This window comes from Pseudomonas sp. 1176_21 (assembly GCF_052850635.1).
Map to the genome: position 1 here is coordinate 91666 of NZ_VXCV01000006.1, position 26676 is coordinate 118341.

25 protein-coding genes and 1 tRNA gene are annotated in these 26676 nt (G+C 62.1%); 10 read left to right on the top strand and 16 right to left on the bottom strand.

Annotated elements, in window-relative coordinates; translation table 11 throughout:
* Positions 1 to 8 precede the first annotated feature (8 nt).
* From FW760_RS15765 to FW760_RS15795, 7 genes are read left to right on the top strand one after another with little or no spacing between them, the layout of a single operon-like run.
* Positions 9 to 3545 carry an alpha/beta fold hydrolase gene (locus tag FW760_RS15765; protein WP_446443866.1) on the top strand — a complete coding sequence of 1179 codons (3537 nt, stop codon included), beginning with the start codon at positions 9 to 11 and terminating at the stop codon, positions 3543 to 3545.
* On the top strand, positions 3542 to 5032 hold the full coding sequence (locus FW760_RS15770; RefSeq protein ID WP_078481915.1) for a flavin-containing monooxygenase: 1491 nt from the start codon (positions 3542 to 3544) through the stop codon (positions 5030 to 5032). The genes FW760_RS15765 and FW760_RS15770 overlap by 4 nt, the downstream gene beginning before the upstream one ends.
* Positions 5020 to 7680 carry a beta-ketoacyl synthase N-terminal-like domain-containing protein gene (locus FW760_RS15775; RefSeq protein ID WP_446443867.1) on the top strand — a complete coding sequence of 887 codons (2661 nt, stop codon included), beginning with the start codon at positions 5020 to 5022 and terminating at the stop codon, positions 7678 to 7680. Before FW760_RS15770 ends, FW760_RS15775 begins: the two co-directional genes overlap by 13 nt.
* The gene (gene fabD / locus FW760_RS15780) at positions 7677 to 9494 is read left to right on the top strand and encodes an ACP S-malonyltransferase (protein WP_446443868.1); all 1818 of its coding nucleotides are present in this window, start codon (positions 7677 to 7679) and stop codon (positions 9492 to 9494) included. The genes FW760_RS15775 and fabD overlap by 4 nt, the downstream gene beginning before the upstream one ends.
* On the top strand, positions 9491 to 9754 hold the full coding sequence (locus FW760_RS15785; RefSeq protein ID WP_043860793.1) for an acyl carrier protein: 264 nt from the start codon (positions 9491 to 9493) through the stop codon (positions 9752 to 9754). Before fabD ends, FW760_RS15785 begins: the two co-directional genes overlap by 4 nt.
* Positions 9747 to 11477 carry a fatty acyl-AMP ligase gene (locus FW760_RS15790; protein WP_446443869.1) on the top strand — a complete coding sequence of 577 codons (1731 nt, stop codon included), beginning with the start codon at positions 9747 to 9749 and terminating at the stop codon, positions 11475 to 11477. Before FW760_RS15785 ends, FW760_RS15790 begins: the two co-directional genes overlap by 8 nt.
* A complete protein-coding gene (locus FW760_RS15795) occupies positions 11464 to 12261 on the top strand; it encodes a thioesterase II family protein (protein WP_236176648.1) in 798 nt (265 codons plus the stop codon). Before FW760_RS15790 ends, FW760_RS15795 begins: the two co-directional genes overlap by 14 nt.
* Here FW760_RS15795 and FW760_RS15800 read toward each other — a convergent pair.
* The 3 genes from FW760_RS15800 to FW760_RS15810 all read right to left on the bottom strand — a co-directional run bounded on the left by FW760_RS15800 (position 12258) and on the right by FW760_RS15810 (position 13691).
* On the bottom strand, positions 12258 to 12548 hold the full coding sequence (locus FW760_RS15800; RefSeq protein ID WP_196932473.1) for a DUF3077 domain-containing protein: 291 nt from the start codon (positions 12546 to 12548) through the stop codon (positions 12258 to 12260). The genes FW760_RS15795 and FW760_RS15800 overlap by 4 nt on opposite strands.
* Before the next feature lie 200 nt (positions 12549 to 12748).
* On the bottom strand, positions 12749 to 12976 hold the full coding sequence (locus FW760_RS15805; protein WP_078481922.1) for a hypothetical protein: 228 nt from the start codon (positions 12974 to 12976) through the stop codon (positions 12749 to 12751).
* A 349-nt stretch (positions 12977 to 13325) separates the two neighbouring features.
* Positions 13326 to 13691, bottom strand: a complete 366-nt coding sequence (locus FW760_RS15810; protein ID WP_078481923.1) for a DUF2388 domain-containing protein — start codon at positions 13689 to 13691, stop codon at positions 13326 to 13328.
* A gap of 666 nt (positions 13692 to 14357) precedes the next feature.
* Between FW760_RS15810 and FW760_RS15815 the strand changes: the two genes are divergently transcribed.
* A complete protein-coding gene (locus FW760_RS15815) occupies positions 14358 to 15248 on the top strand; it encodes a hypothetical protein (RefSeq protein ID WP_446443870.1) in 891 nt (296 codons plus the stop codon).
* Here FW760_RS15815 and FW760_RS15820 read toward each other — a convergent pair.
* The 11 genes from FW760_RS15820 to thrS all read right to left on the bottom strand — a co-directional run bounded on the left by FW760_RS15820 (position 15217) and on the right by thrS (position 24570).
* Positions 15217 to 16581 (bottom strand): site-specific DNA-methyltransferase, encoded by a 1365-nt coding sequence (locus FW760_RS15820; RefSeq protein WP_446443871.1) that lies wholly within the window; start codon positions 16579 to 16581, stop codon positions 15217 to 15219. The genes FW760_RS15815 and FW760_RS15820 overlap by 32 nt on opposite strands.
* A gap of 65 nt (positions 16582 to 16646) precedes the next feature.
* The gene (locus tag FW760_RS15825) at positions 16647 to 16802 is read right to left on the bottom strand and encodes a DUF4113 domain-containing protein (protein ID WP_446443896.1); all 156 of its coding nucleotides are present in this window, start codon (positions 16800 to 16802) and stop codon (positions 16647 to 16649) included.
* A 292-nt stretch (positions 16803 to 17094) separates the two neighbouring features.
* Positions 17095 to 17171 (bottom strand) — tRNA-Pro (locus FW760_RS15830).
* 106 nt (positions 17172 to 17277) lie between these two features.
* Entirely contained in the window at positions 17278 to 17634 is a 357-nt protein-coding gene (locus FW760_RS15835; RefSeq protein WP_043860798.1) for a MerR family transcriptional regulator, read from the bottom strand.
* On the bottom strand, positions 17615 to 17917 hold the full coding sequence (gene ihfA, locus FW760_RS15840; protein WP_002553164.1) for an integration host factor subunit alpha: 303 nt from the start codon (positions 17915 to 17917) through the stop codon (positions 17615 to 17617). The genes FW760_RS15835 and ihfA overlap by 20 nt, the downstream gene beginning before the upstream one ends.
* Positions 17918 to 17920: 3 nt before the next feature.
* The gene (pheT, locus tag FW760_RS15845; protein ID WP_446443872.1) at positions 17921 to 20296 is read right to left on the bottom strand and encodes a phenylalanine--tRNA ligase subunit beta; all 2376 of its coding nucleotides are present in this window, start codon (positions 20294 to 20296) and stop codon (positions 17921 to 17923) included.
* A gap of 35 nt (positions 20297 to 20331) precedes the next feature.
* Entirely contained in the window at positions 20332 to 21348 is a 1017-nt protein-coding gene (pheS, locus tag FW760_RS15850) for a phenylalanine--tRNA ligase subunit alpha (protein ID WP_054915262.1), read from the bottom strand.
* Positions 21349 to 21455: 107 nt separating this feature from the next.
* Positions 21456 to 21812 carry a 50S ribosomal protein L20 gene (gene rplT / locus FW760_RS15855; protein ID WP_043860801.1) on the bottom strand — a complete coding sequence of 119 codons (357 nt, stop codon included), beginning with the start codon at positions 21810 to 21812 and terminating at the stop codon, positions 21456 to 21458.
* 29 nt (positions 21813 to 21841) lie between these two features.
* Positions 21842 to 22036, bottom strand: coding sequence for a 50S ribosomal protein L35 (gene rpmI, locus FW760_RS15860; protein WP_027620572.1), 195 nt, complete (start codon positions 22034 to 22036; stop codon positions 21842 to 21844).
* A 60-nt stretch (positions 22037 to 22096) separates the two neighbouring features.
* Entirely contained in the window at positions 22097 to 22648 is a 552-nt protein-coding gene (infC, locus tag FW760_RS15865; RefSeq protein WP_173925091.1) for a translation initiation factor IF-3, read from the bottom strand.
* On the bottom strand, positions 22648 to 24570 hold the full coding sequence (thrS, locus tag FW760_RS15870; RefSeq protein ID WP_043860803.1) for a threonine--tRNA ligase: 1923 nt from the start codon (positions 24568 to 24570) through the stop codon (positions 22648 to 22650). Before thrS ends, infC begins: the two co-directional genes overlap by 1 nt.
* Positions 24571 to 24940: 370 nt before the next feature.
* Here thrS and FW760_RS15875 point away from each other — a divergent pair, with 370 nt between their 5' ends.
* Positions 24941 to 25237: a hypothetical protein gene (locus tag FW760_RS15875; protein WP_043860804.1), complete on the top strand. Its 297-nt coding sequence runs from the start codon at positions 24941 to 24943 to the stop codon at positions 25235 to 25237.
* A 163-nt stretch (positions 25238 to 25400) separates the two neighbouring features.
* Positions 25401 to 25613, top strand: a complete 213-nt coding sequence (locus tag FW760_RS15880; protein ID WP_003179963.1) for a cold-shock protein — start codon at positions 25401 to 25403, stop codon at positions 25611 to 25613.
* Between the two features lie 81 nt (positions 25614 to 25694).
* On the opposite strand, the gene FW760_RS15885 is transcribed toward FW760_RS15880, so the two are convergent.
* Positions 25695 to 26015, bottom strand: coding sequence for an I78 family peptidase inhibitor (locus tag FW760_RS15885; protein ID WP_043860805.1), 321 nt, complete (start codon positions 26013 to 26015; stop codon positions 25695 to 25697).
* A gap of 140 nt (positions 26016 to 26155) precedes the next feature.
* The gene (locus FW760_RS15890; RefSeq protein ID WP_054915264.1) at positions 26156 to 26458 is read right to left on the bottom strand and encodes a hypothetical protein; all 303 of its coding nucleotides are present in this window, start codon (positions 26456 to 26458) and stop codon (positions 26156 to 26158) included.
* Positions 26459 to 26676 lie beyond the last annotated feature (218 nt).

Genomic DNA, 26676 nt, shown 5'->3' on the forward strand with positions numbered 1-26676 from the left:
AACCGACCATGAACCAACCGACCCACCTGCCCCTGACGGGCGACCCGGACGCCGGCGCGCTGAGTGCGCGCCAGGCGCTGCTGCTGCTCGACAGCCTGGATGCCGGCGCCGCGCCGCCGCTGGAGCAGCGCCTGCTGGAGGACCTGCGCGATCTGCTGCTGGGCGTGCTGAAGATCGACCCGGCGGACTTTTCGCCCACGCGTGCATTGATGGACTATGGCCTGGACTCCATCGCCTCCACCGAAATCGGCACGCTGTTCACCCAGCGCTTCGGCATCAGCGTGCCACCGACGGTGTTCTTCGAGTTCCAGAACCTGCAGAGTTTCTGCGGCTACCTGCTGGCCAACCATCACGGGCAGTTGCTGGAGCATTACGGCGACAGTGCGCCCTTGCCCGCCCCCGCACCGGTTGTGGCTGCGGCGCCACCGATGGCGCAGGTGGTTGCGCCCGTGGCTGCCGGCGCAGTGGCCACACCCGCTACACAAGGCCCCTTGAGCATCGAGGCGCTGTGGCAACGCTATGAGCACCTCGCCCCCGCTGCCCCGGCGGTGGTCCAGGGCACGCGAGCGAGCAACGAGCACGAGCCCAGCCAGGCCCTGCTCGACGAACAGCTCAGCCTGTGCCAGCAGGCCACGCGGGTGCAGATCCACCGACCCGGCGCGCCGCGCCTGGAATGCGCGACCTATGGCAGCGGCACGCCGGTGCTGATGCTGGGCGGGCTGGTGATGCAGTACGACGTGATGTGGCGCCTGCAACTGCAGGCGCTGGGGCGCGGGCACCGGTTGATCATGCTGCACCTGCCCGGCTGCGGCGAGGCCGAGCTGCCGCCTGCGTTCGACATTGCGCACCTGGTGGCCGATATCGTGGTGCTGCTGGATCAGCTGGGTATCGACCAGCCGCTGCCGGTGATCGGCTATTCGTTCGGCGGCGTGCTGGCCCAGGCCTTTGCCCTGGCCCATCCGCACCGCTGCGCAGGGCTGTGCATCAGCGTCAGTTCGCCGTTCAGCGAAGGCGCGTCGAACTTCCCGGTACTGATGGGCGAGCTGCAGAAAAGCCCGCGCTTCATGACCCTCAATCGCGGCTGGAACATGGCAGCGCTGCCGGCCTACCAGCAGGTGATCGGCGACTTCGATCTGCGCCCGCAGTTGGGCAACCTGCACTGCCCGTGCAGGATCATCTGCGCCAGCGACGATGCCTATCAGCCGCCGGCCTATTCGGCGCTGATCGCCAACGCCGTGCCGCATGCCGAACTGATCGAGGTGCAGGGCGCCGGGCACCTGCTGGGCTTTACCCATCACCAACGCTACAACCAGTTGCTGCTGGAGTTCCTGCACAACCTGCCAACCCCCGAAGGCCCGGCCCGGCGCCCCGTGCCCCCGGTGTTTCAGCCGGCCACCGCGCACACCCTGCAGACGCTGGAAGACTACGTGCGCCAGGGCGAACAGGGCCACTGCGCGATCCTGTCGGCGCCCGCCGCGCAGACCGCCCTGCTGCTCAATCACCTGGCCAAGCGCGGCAAGCGCGAGCCTGCCGATTACCGCAGCTACTTCATGACTTCGCTGGAGGAAGCCCTGGATGCGGCCCTGCGCCTGGCCCGCCACCATGCACGCAACCGCACCCCCGACGGCCAGGGCGAACTGCTGCTGATCGACGACAGCGGCTACTGGGCGCGCTACTTCAACCCGCTGCAGCGCGCCGATGCCAGTGCGCTGGTACCCGGCATCCGGGTGGTGGCGAGCCTTGCCCAGGCGCTGGCCTACCAGCGCCAGCATGGGCCCGAGCAACTGGCGGCGGTGGCCTGCATCCAGGCCGCCGACGCCAACGCCGAGGCCTGCGATGCCTGGCTGCGCGAGCTGGCCGGCAGCGGCATTCTCAGCCTGGTGGTGGAGCCTGCCCGGCAGGCCGGGCACTGGCCGTTGCTGGCGCTGTGCGAAAGCCCCGACCTGATCGTGCTGGGCGAGGGCCTGAGCGGGTTCCAGGCGCCGCTGGGCGCCTGCCTGGTACATGAACGGGTGAAGAACCCGTGGCTGATGACGCCCAACGAAAGCTATGTGCGCCATGTGATGAGCAACTTCGGCCTGCCGTTCAAGCTGGCCTTCGAACACCTGATGGCGCAGTTCGCCGCCGGGCTGAGCGTGGATGAACAACGCGAACTGCGCCGCATCGCCAGCAGCAGCGAAGCGACCTACCAGGCGCACCTGTGCTACGGCAACCGCGGTTACGCGAAGATCGCCCGCATGCACGGCTTCGATGGGCGCTTCCACGAGGCTCGCGGGGTGCGCTCACGGCTGATGCACGATGGCGAACCCTCGCGGGAAATCATCGACTGCTTCGTCAACGTGGGCACCTGCCCGCGCGGCCTCAACCCGTTGGATGTGATCGAGCAGGTCGCGCGCCAGCACGACACCCGGCGCGACTACTGGGGCGAGCTGCAAGGCCTGCTGCAGCACAACACCGGCCTGCCGATGGCGCTGCCGGCCTCCAGCAACGTCACCGCCGTGGAGGCCGCGCTGACCCTCGGCCTGCTGGCGGCCAGGGGCGAGCGTCACAAACTGCTGTGCTTGAGCGGCGGGCTGGGGTTCTCGATGCTCAGCGCCGCGGCCTCGCACACGCTGGGCTTCGATATCTTCCGCGCGCCGTTCGAGCCACTGCATGCGCATACCGTGTTCATCGACCCGCTGGCCGAAGACGCCGAGGCGCAGTTGCAGGGCCACCTGCTGAGCGGCGAAATCGCCCTGGTGTGGTTCGAGACGATCCAGGTCGATGCCAATGCCTCGCGCCCGGTGCCGCCCCACCTGATCGCGATGATTGAGCGCCATCGCGACGCTGGCGGCTACCTGGTGGGCATCGACGAAACCCAGACCAACCTGATGACCGGGCGCTTTCTGCACAGCCAGGCACAGGTGCCGCAGCCGGATATCGTGGCACTGGGCAGCGCACTGTGCGACAGCCTGCTGCCGATGGGCGTGGTGCTGTGCAGCGAGGCCGTGACCCAGGCTGGCGCCCAGCGACAACCGCAGCGCGTGGCCGACCTGCAGGGGCGCGGCATCAGCCAGCTGAGCGCGCACCTGGCGCTGAACTGCCTGCAGGCACTGGAGCGCGAGGGTGCGCTGGCCCATGCGCGAACGCAGGGGGAGTACTTCCACCAGCGCCTGCTGGAGCTGCAACGGGCGTTCCCGCTGATTCGCGCAGTGCGCGCCGAGGGCCTGCTGCTGACGGTGGAGCTGGAGCTGGCCGGCACCCCGGCGTTTGTCGAGCGCAGCTTCGGCTACCTGCTGTGGGGCAGCCTGCTGCGCGACCCCGAAGGCGGGGTGGCGGCAGCCGTGTGCCCGATCCACAACCACTGCCTGCGCTACCTGCCGCCGCTGAACATCGACCGCGACAGCATCGACCTGATGGTCGCCAACCTGCGCCGGGCCCTGGCCCGGGGCGTGGACGGCGTGCTGCAGGACTGCGCCGAACACAACCGGCACCTGGGCGATACGCGCACTGCGCAGTTTCTGTCGAGCCTCACCCACCCTAAAAAAAAAGGACCCAACCTGTGACTGAGCACACTCGCGTCAACTCGCCAAGCCACGCCGCACCGGGTGTGGCCGCCATTCGCCCGCTGACCGGGCCAGGCCCCAGGGTGTGCATCGTCGGCGCCGGGGTCGGCGGCCTGTCGATGGCCCGCGCGCTCAAGCGCAAGCACATTGCCTTCGACTGCTTCGACAAGCGCGACCGCATCGGCGGTATCTGGGCCTTCGACCACACGGGCGAGCACACTTCGGTGTGGCACAGCATGAACATGAACACGCCCAAGGGCCTGTACCAGTTCAGCGACTTCCCCATGCCGTCGCATTACCCGGACTTCCCCTCGCACCGCCAGGTGCATGCGTACCTGGACAGCTTCGTCGAGCACTTCGCGCTGCGCGACAGCATTCACCTGGAGTGCCCGGTGCAGCACACCGAGCGCCTGGCCGACGGCACCTGGCGGGTGACCCTGGGCTCGGGCGAAGTACGCCACTACGACGCGCTGGTGGTCGCCAACGGGCACCACAACACGCCCAACCTGCCGGACTACGCAGCCACTGCCCGGATCGACAGCATCCACTCCAAGCACTACCGCTATCGCCACCCCTACCAGGACAAGACCGTGATGGTGGTGGGCGTGGGCAACAGCGGCGCGCAGATTGCCGTGGACGTGAGCCACGATGCACGCATGACCTACCTGTCGCTGCGCCGTGGGGTGTACGTGCTGCCGCACTACCTGTTCGGCATTCGCGTGGACAAGGTGATGGGCCCACTCAACGACTGGTGGGTGAAGAAGCTTCTGCCCTACCCGCTGACCGGGCTGATGTTCACCGGCCTGTACAAGCTGCTGATCGCCAAGCGCAAGCAACTGGGCATGCCCAAGCCCGACCACCTGATGATGTCGAGCCTGCCGACGCTGTCGGAGAACTTCGCCAACCGCGTGGGCGACGGCAAGCTCAAGGTGGTGCCGCAGGTGCAGCGCATCGACGGCAACACCGTGCACTTCGTGGATGGCAGCAGCCTGGAAGTGGACGCGGTGATCTACGCCACGGGCTATCACACCGACTTCCCGTTCTTGCCCCAGAGCCTGTTGCAGATCGAGGAAAACCGCATTCCGCTGTACCAGCGGATCTTCTTGCCCGAGGTGCCGAACCTTGCCTTCATCGGCGTGTTCCAGGCCGTGACCTGGGGCTTTCTGGACATGATGGAGCGCCAGGCCGAGGTGGCCGCCGACTACTTTGCCGGTGCGTACCAGCGCCCCGGTGCCGAGGCCGAGCGCGCGCATATTGCCGCCGAGCGCAAGGTGATCGAGCGCGAGTTCCTGGCCACCCCACGCAACAACTACGAGATGCACGGCCCCACCTACCTGCACTACCTGGCCAAGGAGCTGCGCCAGGGTCGCGAGCGGGCCCAGGCCGGCAATCGCCAGAGCCCGTTGCTGAGCATCGCCCACACCTATGACGCCAGCAGCGCTGCACACCACGTCCAAGAGCGGGAGCCGGTCTCATGCCCGTCGTGACGCCGGTCGCCGTGGTCGGCATGAGCGCTCGCCTGCCGGGGGCGCCAGACCTGCGCGCGTTCTGGCAGCTGTTGCGCGAAAGCCGCGATGCGGTCGGCCAGGTGCCGGCCGAGCGCTGGAACTGGCGCGACCACGACAGCACGCTGAACCCCGGGGAAGAGACCACCTACTGCCAGCGCGGCGGCTTCATGCCCTGGGTCGACCGCTTCGACGGGCGCTTCTTCGGCATTCTGCCCCGCGAAGCGCAAGGCATGGACCCGCAGCAACGGCTGTTCTTGCAGGCGGCCTGGGCGGCGCTGGAAGATGCCGGCTATGCGCCGGGCCAGTTGGCCAAACGGCGGGTGGGGGTGTTCGTGGGCGTGGGCCATGCCGACTACCCCACGCTGATGCGCCGCGACGGCGTGCCCAGTGATGCCTGGCGCGGCACCGGCATTGCGCTGACGGCCATCGCCAACCGGGTGTCGTACTGCCTGGACCTGCACGGCCCCAGCGAGGCCATCGACACCGCCTGCTCCAGCTCGCTGGTGGCACTGCACCGTGCCCGGCAGGCACTGCAGGACGGTGAATGCGAGCTGGCGATCGTGGGCGGGGTCAACCTGCTGCTGGGGCCTGAGCTGTTCATCGCCTTCGGCAAGGCCGGCATGCTCAGCCATGCCGGACATTGCCAGACCTTCGCTGCCAGTGCCGACGGCTATGTACGCGGCGAAGGGGTGGCCGCGCTGGTGCTTGCGCCGCTGGCGGCAGCCCAGGCCAACGGCGACTTCATCTACGGCCAGGTGTGCGCCAGCGCGCAGAACCACGGCGGCCGTGCCCACAGTTTTACCGCGCCCAACCCCAAGGCGCAGACCGAGGTGATCACCCGGGCCTGGCAGCAAAGCGGCCATTGCCCCAGCCAGGCGCGGATGATCGAGACCCACGGCACCGGCACGCCGCTGGGTGACCCGATTGAAATCAATGCGCTGAAAAACGCCCTGCCCACGACCGAGGCCGGCACGCCCATCGCCCTGGGCGCGCTCAAGAGCCAGATCGGCCATCTGGAAGCCGCGGCCGGGATTGCCTCGGTGATCAAGAGCCTGCTGTGCCTGCAGCATCGCCAGGTGGTGGGCAACCTGCACCATGACGCGCTCAACCCGCAGATCGAGCTGGCGGGCAGCCCGTTCTATCTGCCCGATGCCACGCATTCCATGGGCGAACAGGATGCACCGCTGCTGGCCGGGGTGAGCGCGTTCGGGTTTGGCGGGGTGAATGCGCATGTGGTGCTCAAGGCTGCCGACAGGGGGAGCGACAGCCCTGGCGTGCCCGACAGCCAGCCGTATCTGGTGCTGCTGTCGGCCAAGGATGAAGACGGCCTGCGCGCCCGTGCGCGGCAGTTGCTGGCGGCCTTTGGCGAGCCCTTGCCCGATGCCGGCGGCGCGCTGCGCCAGGCGCTGGACGAACGTCTGCGCGACCTGCTGGGGCTGATGCCAGGCAACGGTGTGGCCACCCGGCTTGCCGAGCTGAAGATGGACGCCGAGGATTTTGTAGGTTGCCTGGAGCAGGCGCTGGACGCCCTGCAACTGGACGTACCCATCGATGCATGGCGCGGTGCGGTAAGCCTTGAAGAGGTGGTCGAGCGGCTGGTGGGCGAAGCGGCGGTGCAGCCTGAAGAGGCGGCACGGCTGGAGAGCTTGAATGCGTTGCCGGGCGACCTGTCGGCCAGCCTTGCAGCCATCGCCCGCAGCCTGCAGGAGGGGCGCGATGCGATGGTGCGGCGGCTGGCGGTGGTGGTCGATAGTCGCGAGGCGTTGTTCGAACAGCTGCGGGCGTATCTGGGGTCGTCTGATTGCCCCTCGGATACCCGGTGGCACAGCGCTGATGGGCTGACCGCCAAACCGGCGCCGGAGGCAGGCAGTGGCCGGGCCGACCGTGCACTGCTCGAGCAATGGGCTGCGCATTGGGTGGCCGGCAAAGTGCCGAGCCCGGGCTGGGCCACGCTGTATGGCGACGAACCGCGGCCACACAAGTATCCCTTGCCGGCCTACCCTTGGCGGCTGGAGCGGGTGTGGTACAGCGCAGCCGTCGCAGCACCTGCGCCGGCCACGCCGGCACAGGCGTGGCTCGACTGCTGGGCGCCTGGCGCGGCGCTGCCGGGTTCATGCATGGCGCTGGCCGCCCTGGTGGACCATGTGGCCCAGCCAAGCAGCGTGCTGCACTGGAACGATGTGTGTTTTGGCCCGCCGGTTGCCCTTGCGGCAAGCGACACGCTGCACTTTACCCGCGCCCCACGGCATTGGCAGGTGAGTGTGAACGGGCAGGTGCTGCTGCAGGTCGAGACCGCGGCTGCGGTTGCTGCCGCGCCGGTATTGCAGGCGTTGCCCGTCACGGCAGAGGGTGTGCAGGCGACACTGCCTCAGGGCCTGGACGGCTACCGGCTGTGGGCTGCGCTGTTGACCCACCTGAGCACGGCGGCGGGCACCAGCCTGCCCTATCGCATTCGCACGCTGGCGCTTGATCCCCAGGCGTTGCGAGACGCGCGGCAGCTGAGTGTCGAGCGCCAGGGCATGACCTTCGATGTGGCCCTGTGCACGGCCGATGGCCGCTGCGCACTGCGCCTGGCGGGCATGCAGATGCGCGCCTTCGACCTTGTGCGCCAGCAGGTGAGCGCATGAAGGCGTGGTTGTTCCAGGGCCAGGGCAGCCAGCGCAAGGGCATGGGCGCGGCGTTGTTCGCGCGTTTTCCCGCGCTGGTGGCCGAAGCCGATGCGGTGCTGGGTTACTCGATCGAGCGTCTGTGCCTGGAAGACCCCGAGCAGCAGTTGAACCTCACCACCTTCACCCAGCCGGCCATCTATGTGGTGTCGTGGCTTGGCTACCTGGCGGCACGTGAGGATGGCGCCATTGCCAGCGTTGCGGCCGGGCACAGCGTGGGTGAGTACGCGGCGCTGACCGCTGCCGGCGCGCTGGACTTCAGCCTGGGCCTGCGCATCGTCATCGAGCGGGCGCGGTTGATGGCCCAGGTGCAGGGCGGCGGGCTGGTGGCGGTGCTGGGCCAGGATCGGCAGCGGGTGCAGGCACTGCTGGACGAACGGCCGGATGCAGGCCTGGCCATCGCCAATATCAACAGCCCCACACAGATCATCGTAGGGGGCACGCTGGCAGCCCTTGAACAGTTGCTGGAGCACTGCACAGCGCAGGGGATTCGGGCCATTGCGCTGAAGGTGAGCGGGCCCTTTCATACCGCGCACATGGCCGCTGTGGAGCAACCGTTTCGGGACTTTCTGCAACGCATGAGCGGAGCGTTTCGCGAACCGGCATTCCCGGTGATCGCCAACGTGCACGCGCGCCCGCATACCCGCGACGGGCTGGTGGAGGCACTGTCCACACACCTGACCCACCCGGTGCAATGGCAGCAGGTGGTCGAGCGGATGCTGGCCGAGGGCGTCGAGGATTTTATCGAGATCGGCCAGCCTGCGATTCTGGGCGGGATGCTCAAGGCTATTCGTGAGCAGCCTGCCGTTGAGCGGTCGAATGCCCCTGCGCGCCCTGTGCTGGTGATGGCGCCTGACGCCCCCGCGCTGCTGAGCGAACTGGCACGCCACGGGGCCATGGGGCTGATCGACAGTCACGGCCTGGACCAAAAACAGTTGAAGGCCCGTGTGCTGCGCCTGAGTGCCGAGCCGCAGGTGGGCGGCCGTTTCGGTATCCGCCTGCATGGCCGCGCTGATCCGGCACTGATTGATTGGCTGGCGGACCAGACACTGGCCTGCATCGAGGTGCCGGCCCACTGGCAGCCCCTGCGTGAGCGCTGCCCTGGGGTGCGTTGGCAGGTGCGGGTCGAGTGCATCGATGAGCTGGAGGCTGACGCCGATGCACTGGTGATTGCTGCCGATACACACCTGCCCCTGCTGCTGGCAGCGCTGGCCCGGCGCAAGCCTTGCGGGCCGAAGATCGGCGCCAGCGGCCTGATCGGCAGCCCTGCCAGCGCCCAGGCGATGTTCGATATGGGGGTGGATTTCGTGGTGTGCGGCAGCGTGTTTCTGCTGGGCAGCGAGGCCGGCCTGCCCGTCGAGCGTCAGCAGCAGCTTGCCGGCATGACACAGGCCGAGCATCGCCCGTTGACGGACTGGCGCTACCCCGAGTTCGCCAGCCGCACGCCCGGCTACGTGCTCGACAGCTTGCGCAACGAACAGGCCGAGGCGTTGCAGGCCTTCTACCTCAGCGACAGCGGCGGCGATCAGGCCGCGCTGCGCGACCGCCTTGGCGACGCTGCCAACCCCGCGACCCAAGCCACCTGCGCACGCCGCGCACTGCAGGCCCACATGCTCGCCGGCCTCAACCAATGGCAACAGCCGGGCGATGCCTCGCTGTGGCTGTTCAATCGCTGGCGCCGGCGCTGCCGGCCCGAGCTGCCCATTCCCATGCCCACGGAGCAATTGCTCAACCTGCTCTGCCCTCCCCTCTGCCCTTCAAGGACAACGCCATGACCCTGGTCGAGACGCTGCAAACGCGCATCAGCGAATTCATCTGCTGTGAAATGGACCTGCCCCCCGAGGACATCGACCTGGATACGCCCCTGGGTGCGTTCGGGCTCGGCTCGCTGGCGGGCATGAAACTGATCGGCAGCCTGGAGCAGCAGTTTGGCTTGCGCCTGTCGCCGACCCTGGTGTTCGAGCACCCGACCATCGCCGAATTGGCCCTCGCCATCGCGGCGATTGCCGCCCGTGGGGAGGCCGCGCATGTTTGACAAGAGCTGCCTGACCCCACAGGAACTGGCCAGTGCAACCGGCCTGCTGGCGGTGCACGATAGCCTGGCGCTGCGCGCCTGGGTGCACCCGCACAAGGTGCTGTTCACCCTGCTCGACGACCAGGGGGAAGAACAGCAGCAGGTCAGCTACCAGCAGTTGCTGGGGCGGGCCAACGCCATCGCCCGCCAGCTGCAGGCCGTGAGTGAGCCGGGTGATCGCGTGGCGCTGTTCTTCCCGCAGGGCCTGGACTTTATCGCAAGCTTTCTGGCCTGCCTGATCGCCGACCGCATCGCCGTCCCCGTCAACCTGCCGAACCGGCGCCGGGTGGAGCGTTGCCTGAGCATTCTGCATGACAGCGGCAGCCGCCTGCTGCTGGTGGCCGCAAGCGAACAGACAATGCTGCAGCAGGCATTTGCCGGCACCCCGGCGGCGGCGCTGGCGATGCTGAGCCCTACCGACGATTGCGACGCACCGCTGGCGTTCGCCCGGCCTGCGGAGCGTGACCCACAGCGCGTCGCCTTCTTGCAGTACACCTCCGGCTCCACCTCGGCGCCCAAGGGCGTGAGGGTGAGCCACGCCAACATCACTGCCAACCTGCGCATGATGCGCGACAGCTGGGCGCTGGACCACACCAGCGACTTCGTCACCTGGCAGCCGCACCACCATGACATGGGCCTGATACTCGGGCAGCTGCTGCCCATCGTGCTGGGCAACCACACGGTGATCATGGCGCCGGCGACCTTCGTGCGTCAGCCGCTGATCTGGCTGCAGGCCATTGCGCGGTACAAGGCGCGGTTGGCCGGGGGGCCGAACTTTGCCTACAACCTGGCGGTGGAGCGTTACGACGCCGAACGCCTGCAGGGCCTGGACCTGTCCCACTGGACCCACGCCCTCAACGGCGCCGACGTGGTACGCCCGGCAAGCCTTGCGCGCTTTGCGCAGCAGTATGCGGGGCATGGCTTCAGGGCCAGCGCGTTTGTGCCGTGCTATGGGCTGGCGGAGGCAACGCTGTTCGTGAGCGGCGGGCCGCATGGGCGGCCGGTGTGCTCGGTGGTGGTGCCCGTGGATGCGGGGGCATCGCAGGAGCTGGTGGGGTGTGGCGAGCCTTCGTGGGAGGTGGAAATCGCAATCGTCGACCCGGCCAGCCGACAACGCTGCACGCCTGGGCGCATCGGCGAAATCTGGCTACGCGGGCCGAGCATTGCACAGGGCTATTGGCAGAACCCGGCGGCGACCGAAGCGGGTTTCAAAGCGCGGATCGACGATGGCAGCCCCCTGGATTACCTGCGCACCGGCGACCTGGGTTTTGTCGGCCCCGACGACCGCCAGCTGTACGTGTGTGGCCGGCTCAAGGACCTGATCATCTGCGAGGGCCGCAACCTGCACCCCGAAGACATCGAGTACACCGTGATCGAAGCCCTGGACGAGGTGCGCCCGCAGAGTTGCGCGGTGTTCAGCCACGACAACGAGCAGCAGCGCCAGACCCTGGTGGCGGCCATCGAACTGAACCGCGAGATCAAGCGCTGGCTTCAGGACAACCCGCGTCAGCTCAAGGCGGTGGTACGCAGCGCAGTGGTGGACCAGCACGGCATCACCCTCAACCGCATCGTGTTCGTGCAGCCCACCAGCATGCACAAGACCACCAGCGGCAAGATCCAGCGCGCGAAGATGCGCCAGCTGTACCTGGCGAGCGAGCTGGACCTGTTCGATGAAACCCGCTGAGCCGCTGGTGCAGTGGCTGGCAGACGCCGAAGCGCCGGTCAGCCTGGTCTGCTTTCACTGCGCAGGCGGCAGCGCGCAGAGCTTCTTTGCGTGGAAGCAGGCGGCGGCTGGGGTGTGCGAGTTGTACGCCGTGGAACTGCCGGGGCGCAGCCGACGCTTGCGCGAGCCGTTCGCCCGCTCGGTAACGGAGGTGGCCGCGGCGTTTGCCGAGCAGTGCCAGGCGTTGCCCGACAAGCCGCTGGTGCTGTTCGGGCACAGCCTGGGCGCCCTGCTCGCCTACGAGACTGCGCGGGTGTTGCTGGCGCAGGGGGTGCGCAAGCCCGTGCACCTGCTGGTGTCTTCTCGCCAGAGCCCGGACTGGCTGCCCGTGTGCGCTGGCCTGCCAGCACTCAATGACCAGGCCTTGCGCGATTACCTGGCGAACCTTGCCGGCACGCCACGGGAGGTGCTGGCGAACCAGGCGATGATGGACCTGGCGGTGCCGATACTGCAGGCCGACCTGGAGTTGATTCTGGGGTATCGCCACACGCATGTGCGCGGCCTGGACATCCCGGTGGATGCGTTTGGCGGTATGGGTGACGAGCAGGTGCGCTTTGAATCGCTGGGTTGTTGGCAGCGCGTGACCGAGGGTGGTTTCAGCTTGCGCATGATCGAGGGCGGGCACTTTGCGGTGATGCAGCAGCCGCAGGTGGTGATGGCGCGGGTGCGGGTGATCGGTGACGGCCTTGCAGCGGCCGAGGGGCAGCATCGGCGCCCTTCGCCCGCTGCTGTGCGGGGTGGCTAGTCGGTGAGCATGGCGTGAGCCACGTCCTCGACCAGGGCTTTTGACATGCCGCTGAGGCAGTGCGCGGCCCAGATCAGCGAGGTGTCCTGCTGGGTGCCGGCTTGCAGGGTGAGCCTATACACGCAGCTCATCAGCGCGGCGGCTTGCTCCAGCGCGAACTGCGCATTGTGGCCGGGTTGCACGCGGAACAGCCGGTCGGCGTTGGAGGCTGCTTCGCCTTCGCCGAAGGTGCCGACGCCGATGGTTTTGACCGCGTTTGTGGCGGGTGCAATCGAATCCTTGTCCATCCAAAATGCTCCTGCAGCGTTGCCAATTTCAGGAGGTGTGGGGGCTCTACAGGCGCCGCATAACCTTGTAGGAGCTGGCCTTGCCAGCGAATGCAGACACCGCCGTAGCCGAATGCACACCACAAAACCCTGTAGGAGCGGGCTTGACCCGCGAACGACCGCAACACGGTCGCATAGCACCCAAGCCCCCTACTACCCCATCAGTGAACAGCCTGAACCCGACTCAACGCCACCTCCACCAACCCCCGCGCGTGTTCTATCTCATGCACGGCCGCCAGGCTGAGCATCTGCTGGGGGGCTTGGGAATGAAGTAGCACCGCGTGCTGCGACACGGTCTGTGCGCAGAGCAGGTATTCGGAGAGTTGGATGAGGATGTCCTCGAGGGTTTGGGGGGTGTGGTGCGGTGGGTCTGGGACGATTTTGAGCATGATGAACCTCTAGAGTCGATGAGGCTGCTACAGACCTGCTGTCAAACAAGAAGGTGGCAGCGGTACGCGGGTTGACAGACCGAGGACTCTAGAACTCGGCGCACACGAGTGTGCCCCACGTACAGCCGCCATAAAGGGTGCACGTGCGCCAAGAGTCAGGGACGGCCTGTCAAAGCCGGTCGTTGATGAGCAACGACGCGGAGGAGACTAGAGCGCTGACTGGGCCGGCGCAATGGCTGGCGTGCGGCGGGAGTATGATTGGGAAAGAGCCTACAGGGAATAGGGAAAGGCTGAGGTTTGGATGTAACGGATTGCAAATTCGTTGTGAGAAATGCGCTTTAGCAGGACTTTAGTTCGCTGGTTGATAGGCCAGGATCGCCTTCGCCAGTTGCATCTCGTCCTCAGTAGTTACCGTGCTTGCGGGCCGCAGCGCTGACAAGGCGGCTTGCAGCTCCACGCCCAGAATGGCGCCGTCGCTTGCCACGTAGGCCGCCGCGTCATTGCGGGCGTCTACGATTTTTTTATCCTGGTTTTTGCTGCTATTACGGCTGCTGGCTTCCGCGTCCTCGGTCAGGGTCACGGGAAACAGCGTCACGGCCAGAGAAGACGTAACGATTACTCCGAGGAACGTGGGTTCTACGGCGCGGCCATCCCCCGCCAAGGCGGGCAGAGAGCAGGAAAAACCGAGCACTATTGCCGCTAGTAAATGACGCACCTACTCGCTCCATGCGTTAGACCGATCATCAAAATCGAAATGTGCGCGCATTCTGGCGGAGTATCGCCTGGAGGAGAAGTGCTACTCACAAATGCCGAGCTCGGCATTTGCTGGGAAGTCCGGAATGACTTGCTGCGTCACGCCGTTCAAGCGTACGACCAGGTGGCAGCTATACGCAGGTTGACAGACCGAGTAAGCAACGAACCCGGCGCACACAAATGTGCCCCACGTAGAGCTGCCGGACTTACAACAGCGCAGAAAGATTAGAGAGCGATGGAGAGGATCGCAACGGCTGGAAGCGGCAAAAACACGATTGGGAAATGGACTACAGCGCGTAAAGAAGGGCCGGAAAACTAGCAAATCGATGGAGCTAAAAGGGGCGACAGATTTACATACTGACAGACGTTTCGTGATGGCCACTTGAAATTAATCAAGATATTGCAGCACCATGCTTTTCCTACATTTTCGCAGGAAAGGTCTGACAGTGACGAAAGCAACGCCGAAGGAGGGGGTGTCAGAAATTTTGTCACCGGCCAAGGCCGATGATTATTGCCCCCATTTAGACCAGGCCACCCTCGATAGCGCGTTGTCAGTACAACCAACGTTTGATGGCATTTTGCCAGAAACTATTGCTATCCTCTACCAACATCTGAAACGGAGGAAAGCATGTCTGGCGATCACAAATTCTTGGCTCATATCGAGTCGCCTCACAGCATCATCACAGCCATTGACCTAGCCGCCCGCTTCCCTGAAGTGCTAGCTAACAGCCAATCGCGCTATCAAAGCGACATTTCGCTTTTCGGCCTACTAGCAAACGAAGCTCCCTCTACCGCAGAGCTTCTGAACCGGATTCGCACAAACGAATTTAAAGCGACTCAGCGTATGACGCTACTCAAAATTTTTCGCCGCTGCGTATCGCCCATAATCGACACTGAGATGGCTAGAAAAATCAGAGTTCCCACCTCCTTACTGGTTGATAACTACGGTGACACCTTTAAGCCAATCGCGACTATTCGTGACCAATTCAATTCTTTTACAGCACTCGAAGAGGCAGCTCTGGCAGCTCTAGTGGGAGAGTATGACACTCGTGGTCAGCTTGGCTACAAACTCACTGACCGATTCTTTGAATGGTTTGAGCACACTTTTCAAGCACGCTTTACCATTGATGGCCCTCGTGGGGCTGGGCGCGATATAGAACTTCGAAAGGTATTCGAAAATTACAATGGTGACTACCCATGCGATTTTGTGATCAAGACAAGTCAGGGGCACGTTTGCGCAGTCGGATTTGCTCGATACGACTCAACTCGCGGCGGTGCTCAGTCAGATGATCGTACTGGTGGAAACTCGGATAAAGTTGCAAAAGCTATCGCGTTTTGCCAAGAGTTCGGCCATCAGTTTCGTCTCATTTTTCTCGCCGACGGACCTGGATTGGCACATAAAGACACATGGAGCGAAGCATGTAAGCTAGACGGAGCTTGGGAAGGCGCGGTGAGAGTCACTACTCTTAAAACCGCGCCTATGCGCATTACGCCGGAATGGCTTCTGGGACGCTATTGAGGGATTTGTATAGCTCCAACACCTCATCTTTGGCACTAGCAGCAGTCGAAGCGTCAATGTAGAGGTTCATACTCTCAAGAGTTTTCTCGTGCCTTCCTGCCGCTGGCTCACTAAACAGCGGCAGTTCTTCTTGTATAGCCTTGCCCTTCTTGACGAAATCGCCCAAAGGGGTGCGACCCTTCTTCAGTCTTTCAATCACAGTTTTAGCGGCTGTGAAAGACTCATCAATTCCGATCCATTTTCTTCCCAGAGCGCTAGCAGCATGGATAGTGCTTCCAGACCCACAGAATGGATCGATAACCAGATCTCCAGGATTACTACTTGCTTCGACAATCAGCTTCATCATGTCGAAATTTTTTTCAGTCGGGTATCCCGTTACCAAAATTGCCTGATGGTGCGCATCCCTGAACTCCTCCCAATAGTCTGTATAACCAATAGACTTGGTCTCTTCCAAGTAAACTTTCCTTCTTGGATTTCCATTTTTAGACCAGTGAATTTCACCATTTTCATCAAAAGCATCGAGCTTTTCCGGCACATACTGCCAGTGTTTTCCTGGCGGCGGCATCATCCCGCGCCACTCGCCACCTGTAGCACCATGCCTTACGCCAGGCGCATGTACAGGAACGAGTTTGTACTGCCCTTTAGCATCGACCTTCGGATACTCTTTTGCAATCCATTCAGGATCCGGCTTTTTTCCTGGCTTATTCCAGATATAATTCTTTCCTTTACCGTAAAAAAGAATATAGTCATTGAGGTTTGAATATTGCTTCTTAGTGAAGTTCTTACTACTACACTTCCTTCGAGTAATTAGATTGATGAAATTATCTCTTCCGAATATTTCATCCAGAATTAACTTCAGCTGACCAACCATCTGATGTCCGATATGGACATAGATGCTACCGTCTTCATCAAGCAGTTCGCGCAACAGGACGAGCCTACGACGCATAAACTCAAGGTATGCCGCCTCAGTCAGCGTGTCGTTATATGCATGCTCACTTGAACGCGACGCAAAACCTAGCCCTGTCGCATAAGGCGGATCAAGATAGATCAGCTTCGCCTTGACACCATCCTGCACAAGACGATTAAGCGCAAGCCAGTTGTCGGCCCAGATGAAACTGTCTTCTTGAATAGAACTGTCTTCAAGAGCACCGCTTTCAGCGATCTTTACAAACGGAACATTACGAGGCTGAAGGATACCTTCTTCATCCATCTTCCCTGGATAGCTGATTGTTACCCGAGCCCCTCTAGGCGGGAGGGATGGTGTAAGCTCGCAGGCCTCCGCTTTTCGAGCGTCAGGCCCACCGATTTCTTTTTTGTTCAGTCCCACTGCCATGATTTAATTCCGGTAACCAGGATACCTAAAAGTTGATTTTAGCCGCACAAAGATCAGGGATCAAACTAAAAATCCCTACCTCCCTTCGGCAGCTCTCGCCAACTCAACGTATACGCGGGCAAGAGTATCTCCCTCCGCATCTCCCATACCCGCCCACAGGCCACACCGTCCCCAACCGCCCCTCTACAGAACCTAGCGCTGAGCAGATCAATCGTTTCCATTAGCTTGCCGACGTTCCTCCTCGGCGGCTCAGCAAATAGATCCGGCGTGTACTCATCGCTTTGCACCAGCTTTGTCAGCAAATGCCCACCCCTCCCTGTGCATCTGGGGAGGGCGGCCTTCGAAACTACCTCCTACCCTCGCTCATGGCACAAGTCCATTCAACAAGGGCACACGCAACTCCCCCTGATGAGCTGATGTGCCCTATGTGTGCCCTAGAACCAAGGGCACATAAAAAATTGAGGCATAAAAAAATCCAATCACCGCTAAGTGACTGGATTTCTTGGAGTTTTTTGGTCGGGACGGAGTGATTCGAACACTCGACCCCTTGCACCCCATGCAAGTGCGCTACCGGGCTGCGCTACGCCCCGACTGGGCTTGAAGCATGTTCCCCTTGTTGCTGAGAACGATGAAGAATTTACCTTAACCTTTTGAATTATGGAAGCTTTTTTTCCAAAATTCCTGAAACGGCTTCGGTCACTTCTTCAACACCACCAGCACATCCTCCAATTCGACAATCATCTGCCGAATCATCTGTTTGTACTGGGTCGTATCATCCTTGGCTTCATCCCCCGAAAGGCGCAACCGCGCACCGCCGATGGTGAAGCCCTGGTCATACAACAGCGCCCGGATCTGCCGGATCATCAGCACGTCCTGGCGCTGATAATACCGGCGGTTACCGCGGCGCTTCACCGGGTTAAGCTGGGGAAACTCCTGCTCCCAGTAACGGAGCACGTGCGGTTTTACCGCACAAAGCTCGCTCACTTCACCAATGGTGAAGTAGCGTTTGCCTGGAATCGGCGGAAGCTCGTCGTTATGACTTGGTTCCAGCATAGGCCTCAACTCGGGCTTTCAACTTCTGCCCTGGACGAAAGGTGACGACTCGACGCGCCGTGATCGGGATCTCTTCACCCGTTTTCGGGTTGCGGCCCGGCCGCTGGCGCTTGTCACGCAAGTCAAAGTTGCCGAAACCCGACAATTTGACCTGCTCGTTGTCTTCAAGAGCGTGCCTGATCTCTTCAAAAAACAGCTCGACCAATTCCTTGGCCTCGCGCTTGTTCAGGCCCAGCTCCTCGTACAGCCGTTCGGCCATCTCAGCTTTCGTCAGAGCACCCATACGCTATTTCCTTAACGTGGTGTTCAACCTTTGTTCAAGCGAGGTGAGAATGTTTTGCGTGGTGGCGTTCACCTCATCGTCGTTAAGAGTGCGCGATGGATGCTGCCAGGTCAAGCCGACGGCCAGGCTTTTTCTATCAGGATCAATACCTTTACCCTGATACACATCAAACAGCCTGAGGTCGGTGAGCCACTCGCCTGCGTTTTCACGGATTACATCCAGCACCGCGCTGGCCGCCACATCACGCCCTGCGATCAACGCCAGGTCACGGCGTACTTCGGGGAAGCGTGACAGTTCGTGGAACTTCGGCAGGCGCCCTTCCACTACATCCGCCAGCACCAGCTCGAACACATACACGGTGCGATCCAGGCCCAGGGTCTTGACCAGCTCGGGGTGCAAGGCGCCCAGGTAGCCGACTTCGACGCCGTCACGCTCGATGCGCGCGGTCTGGCCTGGGTGCAGCGCCGGGTGTTTGCCGGGCACGAAGGTGAAGTCGTCGAGCGAACCGGAGAAGCCCAGTACCGCTTCAACGTCGGCCTTCACATCGAAGAAGTCGATGGTGTCGCGGCCGTTGGCCCAGCCTTCCGGCAGGCGGCTGCCGCAGACCACACCAGCCAGCATCGGCTGTTGCTTTAGGTCGCCCAGCTGGCCGACGAAGCGCTGGCCGCTCTCGAACAGGCGCACACGGTCTTGCTGGCGGTTGAGGTTGTGCTGCAGTGCCTTGACCAGGCCCGGCCACAGGCTGACACGCATGGCCGCCATGTCGCTGGAAATCGGGTTGGCCAGCAGCAGCGGCTCTACGCCAGGGTTGAACAGCTCGAACTGCTTGGGGTCGATGAAGCTGTAGGTGATCGCTTCCTGGTAACCACGGGCAACCAGCAGGCGACGCAGCGCAGGCAGTTCGCCACGCACTTCAGACCTGGCCTGCGGGGCCAGGCGCGCTTGCGGGTAACGGACCGGCAGGCGGTTGTAGCCGTACAGACGGGCCAGCTCTTCGATCAGGTCCACTTCCAGGCTGATGTCGAAGCGATGGCTGGGCACTTCGACCTGCCACTGCCCGGCCTCACCGCTGGTTTTCAGGCCCAGGCCGTTGAGCAGTTGCTCGACTTCGGCGCTGTCCATCTCCATGCCCAGCATCTGGGTGATGCGCTCGGCACGCAGGGTGACCGGGGCGATGTTGGGCAGGTGCTCTGGGCTGACGGTCTCGATGATCGGGCCGGCTTCGCCGCCTACGATATCCAGCAGCAGGCCAGTGGCGCGCTCCATGGCTTCGCGGGCCAGCTGCGAGTCCACGCCACGCTCGTAGCGGTGCGAGGCATCGGTGTGCAGGCCGTAGGAGCGGGCCTTGCCAGCCACCGAGATCGGCTCGAAGAAGGCGCTTTCAAGGAAGATATCCTTGGTGGTGGCCGCAACACCGCTGTGCTCGCCACCCATCACGCCGGCAATGGCCAGGGCGCGATCGTGGTCGGCGATGACCAGCGTGTCGGCACGCAGGGCAACTTCCTGGCCATCGAGCAGGACGAGCTTCTCGCCCTCCTCGGCCATGCGCACCCGGATGCCACCGTTGATTTCAGCCAGGTCGAAGGCGTGCAGCGGCTGGCCCAGCTCGATCATCACGTAGTTGGTGATGTCGACGGCAGCATCGATGCTGCGCACGTCACTGCGGCGCAGACGCTCGACCATCCACAGCGGGGTCGGGCGTGACAGGTCGACGTTGCGGATAACGCGGCCCAGGTAACGCGGGCACGCGGCCGGCGCCAGCACGTCTACCGGACGCACGTCGTCGATGCCTGGCGCAATGGCCGGAACGGTCGGGCGGGTGACAGGGGCGCCGTACAGGGCGCCGACTTCACGGGCAAGGCCGGCCAGGGACAGGCAGTCGCCGCGGTTCGGGGTCAGGTCGACCTCGATGCTGGCATCGTCCAGGTCCAGATACACGCGGATGTCCTGGCCAACCGGGGCGTTTGCCGCCAGTTCCAGCAGGCCGTCGTTCTCTTCGCTGATCTGCAGTTCGGCAGCCGAGCACAGCATGCCGTTGGACTCGACGCCACGCAGCTTGGCCTTCTTGATCTTGAAGTCGCCTGGCAGTTCGGCGCCGATCATGGCGAACGGGATCTTCAGGCCAGGGCGCACATTCGGCGCGCCGCACACTACCTGGAAGGTCTCGCTGCCATTGCTGACCTGGCACACGCGCAGCTTGTCGGCGTCGGGGTGCTGCTCGGTGCTCAGCACCTCGCCCACCACGATGCCGCTGAATTGACCGGCGGCCGGGGTTACGCTGTCGACCTCAAGACCGGCCATGGACAGACGTGCCACCAGCTCGTCACGGGATACCTGCGGGTTGACCCAACCGCGCAGCCACTTTTCACTGAATTTCATCCTGCTCTCCTAAAGATTCGTTACGGGTGCGCGACCTAGCGAAATTGCGCAAGGAACCGCAAGTCGTTGTCGAAGAACAGGCGCAAATCGTTGACGCCGTAACGCAGCATGGCCAGGCGCTCGGCCCCCATGCCAAATGCGAAGCCCGAGAACTCTTCGGGGTCGATACCAGACATGCGCAGCACGTTCGGGTGCACCATGCCGCAGCCCATGACTTCGAGCCAACCGGTCTGCTTGCACACACGGCAGCCCTTGCCGCTGCACATCACGCACTGGATATCGACTTCAGCCGAAGGCTCGGTGAAGGGGAAGAACGACGGACGGAAACGTACCGCCAGCTCTTTTTCGAAGAACACGCGCAGGAATTCTTCGATGGTGCCTTTGAGGTCGGCAAAATTGATGTCGCGATCGATCAGCAGGCCTTCGACCTGGTGAAACATCGGCGAGTGGGTAATGTCCGAGTCGTTGCGGTACACGCGACCCGGGCAGACAATGCGAATCGGCGGCTGAGTGGACTCCATGGTCCGCACTTGCACCGGCGAGGTGTGGGTGCGCAGCAGCATGTTGGCATTGAAGTAGAAGGTGTCATGCATTGCCCGGGCTGGGTGGTGGCCGGGAATGTTGAGCGCTTCGAAGTTGTGGTAGTCGTCTTCGACTTCCGGGCCTTCGGCGATGCCGTAGCCGATATGGGTGAAGAACTGCTCGATGCGTTCGAGGGTACGGGTGACAGGGTGCAAACCACCGGAGGTCTGGCCACGGCCAGGCAAGGTGACGTCAATGCACTCGGCAGCCAGGCGAGCGCTGAGCTCGGCTTCTTCATAGGCGGCTTTGCGGGCGTTGAGCACCTCGGTCACGCGTTCCTTGGCTTCGTTGATCAGCGCGCCGACTTTGGGCCGCTCTTCAGCCGGCAGGTTGCCCAGGGTCTTCATCACCTGAGTCAGTTCGCCTTTCTTGCCAAGGAATTGAACCCGGATCTGCTCCAGGGCATTGATGTCTTCAGCGCGCTCCACAGCCTCGAGGGCTTGGGAGACCAACGCATCCAGGTTTTCCATGTACAGACTCCAGATACAAAATAGGGGAAGAGCTTACAGGCTCTTCCCCTATCTATGACGTTTAACATCCGCCGCCGACATCGACGGCGAATGATTGTCGTGGGTACTTAAGCCAGAACGGCTTTAGCCTTTTCGACAATCGCAGCAAACGCCGCTTTTTCGTTCACTGCCAGATCAGCCAGAACTTTGCGGTCGATTTCGATCGACGCTTTTTTCAGGCCAGCGATCAGGCGGCTGTAGGACAGACCGTTGACGCGAGCACCAGCGTTGATACGAGCGATCCACAGAGCGCGGAACTGACGTTTTTTCTGGCGACGGTCGCGGTAGGCGTATTGGCCTGCCTTGATGACCGCTTGCTTGGCAACACGGAATACGCGCGAGCGAGCGCCGTAGTAACCTTTAGCCAGTTTCAGAATTTTCTTGTGACGCTTACGAGCGATGACGCCACGCTTTACACGAGCCATGAGTAATTTCCTCTATCTATAACCAAAAATTAACGAAGGCGCAGCATGCGCTCGACTTTTGCAACGTCCGACGCGTGCAGCAGGCTGCTACCGCGAAGTTGACGCTTACGCTTGGTCGACATTTTGGTCAGGATGTGGCTCTTGAAAGCGTGTTTGTGCTTGATGCCGTTAGCCGTTTTCAAGAAACGCTTGGCTGCACCGCTTTTGGTTTTCATTTTTGGCATGTTCGGATACTCCGCATTCAGTTGATAAACATAACCGCAAGGCCTGCCGTGCCCTGGTGGTTATTTCTTTTTCTTGGGGGCGATGACCATCAAAAGCTGGCGTCCTTCCATCTTAGGATGCTGTTCGACGGTCCCGTATTCGGCAAGATCAGCTTCGATCCGCTTCAACAGTTCCATACCCAGCTCCTGGTGGGCCATCTCACGACCACGGAATCTCAGAGAGATTTTGGTCTTGTCCCCATCAGTAAGGAAACGTACCAGGTTGCGTAGTTTTACCTGGTAATCCCCTTCCTCCGTCCCTGGACGAAACTTGATTTCTTTGATCTGGATGATCTTCTGGTTCTTCTTCGCCGCAGCCTGCTGCTTTTTCTTCTCGAACAGGCTTTTGCCGTAGTCGAGGACTTTGCAGACAGGCGGAACGGCGTCAGCAGAAATTTCTACCAGGTCCAGTTTCGCTTCTTCAGCGATACGAAGCGCTTCTTCAATCGAGACGATGCCCAACTGCTCGCCGTCAGCGCCAATTAACCGAACCTCACGTGCCGAGATATTCTCGTTGATCGGGGCTTTCGGTGCAGCTCGTTTATCTTGTCTCATATCACGCTTAATAGTAATTACTCCGAATCTTGGCGACCACGCCGGGAAACCGCTTGCGCGAGCAGGTCCGCAAATTGGGCGACGGGCATGGAGCCCAGGTCAGCACCTTCGCGGGTACGCACAGCGACAGTTTGCGTTTCGACTTCCCGATCCCCGATAACCAGGAGATAGGGAACCTTGAGCAAGGTATGCTCGCGGATTTTAAAGCCGATTTTCTCATTTCTCAAGTCGGACTTGGCACGGAAGCCGCTTTCGGCCAGAGTTTTTTCCACTTTCTGGGCGAAATCCGCTTGTTTGTCGGTGATATTCATGATCACCGCCTGCGTAGGCGCCAGCCAGGCTGGGAATGCACCTTCGTAGTGCTCGATGAGAATTCCGACGAAACGCTCGAACGAACCGAGGATGGCACGGTGCAGCATTACTGGATGCTTGCGGCCGTTGTCTTCGGAGACGTATTCGGCGCCCAGACGGATCGGCAGGTTGAAGTCGAGCTGCAGGGTACCACACTGCCACACACGGCCAAGGCAATCCTTCAGCGAGAATTCGATTTTCGGGCCGTAGAACGCCCCTTCACCCGGCTGCAGGTCGTACGGCAGGCCGGCGCTGTCGAGCGCGGCGGCCAATGCGCCTTCGGCACGGTCCCACAGGTCGTCGGAGCCCACGCGCTTTTCAGGGCGCGTCGAGAGCTTGAGCTCGATGTCCTTGAAGCCGAAGTCCTTGTACACATCCAGGGTCAGCTTGATGAACGCGGCGGACTCGGACTGCATCTGTTCTTCGGTGCAGAAGATGTGCGCATCGTCCTGCACGAAGCCGCGCACACGCATGATGCCGTGCAGGGCGCCCGAAGGCTCGTTGCGATGGCAAGCGCCGAACTCGGCCAAACGCAGCGGCAGCTCGCGGTAGCTCTTCAGGCCCTGGTTGAACACCTGTACGTGGCACGGGCAGTTCATCGGCTTGATGGCGTAGTCGCGGTTCTCGGACTGGGTGGTGAACATGTTGTCACCGTAGTTGGCCCAGTGCCCGGACTTCTCCCACAGCGTGCGGTCGACCACTTGCGGGGTCTTGATTTCCAGGTAGCCGTTGTCGCGTTGCACCTTGCGCATGTACTGCTCGAGCACCTGGTACAGGGTCCAGCCATTGGGGTGCCAGAACACCATGCCCGGCGCTTCTTCCTGGAGGTGGAACAGGTTCAGGCGCTTGCCGATCTTGCGGTGGTCGCGTTTCTCGGCCTCTTCGATGCGCTGGATGTAGGCGGCCAGCTGCTTCTTGTCAGCCCAGGCCGTGCCGTAAACACGTTGCAGTTGCTCGTTCTTGGCGTCGCCGCGCCAGTAGGCACCGGACAGCTTGGTCAGCTTGAACGACTTGAGAAAGCGCGTATTGGGCACGTGCGGGCCGCGGCACATGTCGACGTATTCTTCATGGAAGTACAGGCCCATGGCCTGTTCGTTCGGCATATCTTCGACCAGGCGCAGCTTGTAGTCTTCGCCACGGGCCTTGAACAGCTCGATCACCTCGGCGCGCGGGGTGACCTTCTTGATGACGTCGTAGTCCTTCTCGATCAGCTGCTGCATGCGCTGCTCGATCGCCGCCAGGTCTTCCGGGGTGAAGGGACGCTCATACGCGATGTCGTAGTAGAAGCCCTCGTCGATGACCGGGCCGATCACCATCTTGGCGGTCGGGTACAGCTGCTTGACGGCATGACCGACCAGGTGAGCGCAGGAGTGACGGATGATCTCCAGCCCCTCTTCGTCCTTGGGCGTGATGATTTGCAGGCTGGCGTCCTGCTCGATCAGGTCGCACGCGTCGACCAGCTTGCCGTCGACCTTGCCGGCCACGGTGGCCTTGGCCAGGCCTGCACCAATGGATGCGGCGACCTCGGCTACGGTTACGGCCTTGTCGAACGAACGTTGACTGCCATCGGGAAGAGTAATAGTGGGCATGGCGCCTCCTCTCCTAGTGGTGACCCCTACCAAAGGTCACGTGGGTTGGGATGAGCCAGTACGCGATTCGACCCTGTCTTTGCAATGCAAAGCCTGCCTCACAGTGGCAGAAGCCCAAGGGCCTGCCAGGGTACGAACCAGAGTGACTGGATACATATATATAGAAAGATTTGAGCGGCAAGACGAATCGGCCAAATCCTGAGCCAGGCATGCTAGCACAAAGCTTTCGGCGCGTAGGGCCATGGGCCGGGGATATGCAGAAATATTCTGAATTTAGACCGATGCGGTGAACTTGAGCGGTTTTTTTCCGCTCAGAGATTAGGAAGCGACCTACTCTAGATACACCCGACCTAATAAAGGAGTGACCGGTATGCGACTTCATTCTCTTCTGGCCTTGGCGGCCACTGGTGCCCTGCTGCTGCCGCTTGGCGCCAACGCAGGCACTGTTCCACCAGGCTACCTGACGTCCTGCGTGGCCACCGCCTCTGCCCAGCCGGGCATGACGAAACAATCCGCCGAAAAGCACTGCAGCTGCAGCGTGAATGTGATCGAAAAAAACTTTTCGGACGCAGAGATCAAAGAGCTCAACAGCACTGACGGCGTAGACCAGAAGCTCATAGACAAGGCAACCCAGCTGGTTACGAAGGCCTGCAAGCCCCAGAAATAAGGGCGTAGGCCATACAAAACTCAGTTAATTTGCGCCAGATCAGCATTCGGCACACGTAAAAGTCACCACAAGCGCAAAATTAGACTATGATGCCTCTGTGCACCTTGTTGGCCTCGGCGACACCGCACTACTGAAAAACATCATGTTTCCTGGAGATACACCCATGTCCAATCGCCAAACCGGCACCGTCAAATGGTTCAACGATGAAAAAGGCTTCGGCTTCATCACTCCACAAGGTGGCGGCGACGACCTGTTCGTACACTTCAAGGCCATCGAGTCTGACGGCTTCAAGAGCCTGAAAGAAGGCCAGACCGTCTCCTTCGTTGCCGAAAAAGGCCAGAAGGGCATGCAGGCTGCACAAGTTCGTCCAGAGTAAGTTCTGACGAATTAAAAAAACCCGTCCTTGGACGGGTTTTTTTGTGCCTGCCGTTTATGCAACGGCAGGCCCGGGGCGGAATCAGCCGCAGTTGACCCGGGTGACCACGCCCTTGTCGTCGGCGTTGAGGTTCAAGCGCTCGGAACGGTACTCCAGGGTGATCATGTCGGTCGGCTTGAGCACTCGGGCGATCTGCGCCCCGCTCGCCTTGCGCGCCTGCTCCAGCAGCTCGGGGGTTGCCGGCTTGCCGACGGTGAATGCGGCGTTGCTGGCATCGCAGCGACCATCGAGGTTCGGTGCTGCCGCTACCTCTGGCGCCTTGGACGATGAGCCATCGGTACTGCAACCTGCCAGAACCACGGCTGCCAACAGGCTCGCCAATGTTGCACGCGTGCGGAACATGAATCCTCCTTTCAAATACTGGAATGCTGTCTGATACGACAGTTTTAAGCACTTTTGGTTGCAAAAACGTCCCAGTCTGCCTGAGACGTGCTCGTCAGGGAAACCTCAATCGTGACCGGATTTTGCCTGAGCGCAGCGGTTCAGTAGATATCGATGTAGTCGCTGGCGGGCTTGGGCCAGTTGCTGGCCAGCACGTTGTACACCTGCATGACCCAGCGTTCGTCGTCGGCGGCAACAGGGCCCACGCAGCCCGAGCCGGCGGCCCAGGTCTCGAGGCGAAACAGCAGGCCATCGAGCTCGCGCCCGCCGGTAATCTGCGACAGGTAGGCAATGCCGCCGCGGGTGACGCGCAACTGGTTGTGGATTCGGTCGTTGCCTTCGGCCAGCAGCTGGCGCACCTGCTGGGGGGTGAGCTGCTCGGGGGTGTTCAAGTCGATCTGCACGGGGTGTCCTCGGGCGTGCGCGGTGGCTGTGGGGTGCAGGGTACATCAGGCGGACTCTGTACGCCCTCTTCGCTGGCAAGCCAGCTCCACGGCTACCGCGCCGACCCAAGTGCCAACGAAGAATCGGTACAGACGTCACGAATAGGCGAACCCAACCACCATTTAGTTTGCCTAGCCCCGCTGCTTATGCATAAGTAGCAGTGCCGGCCCTGTTGCAA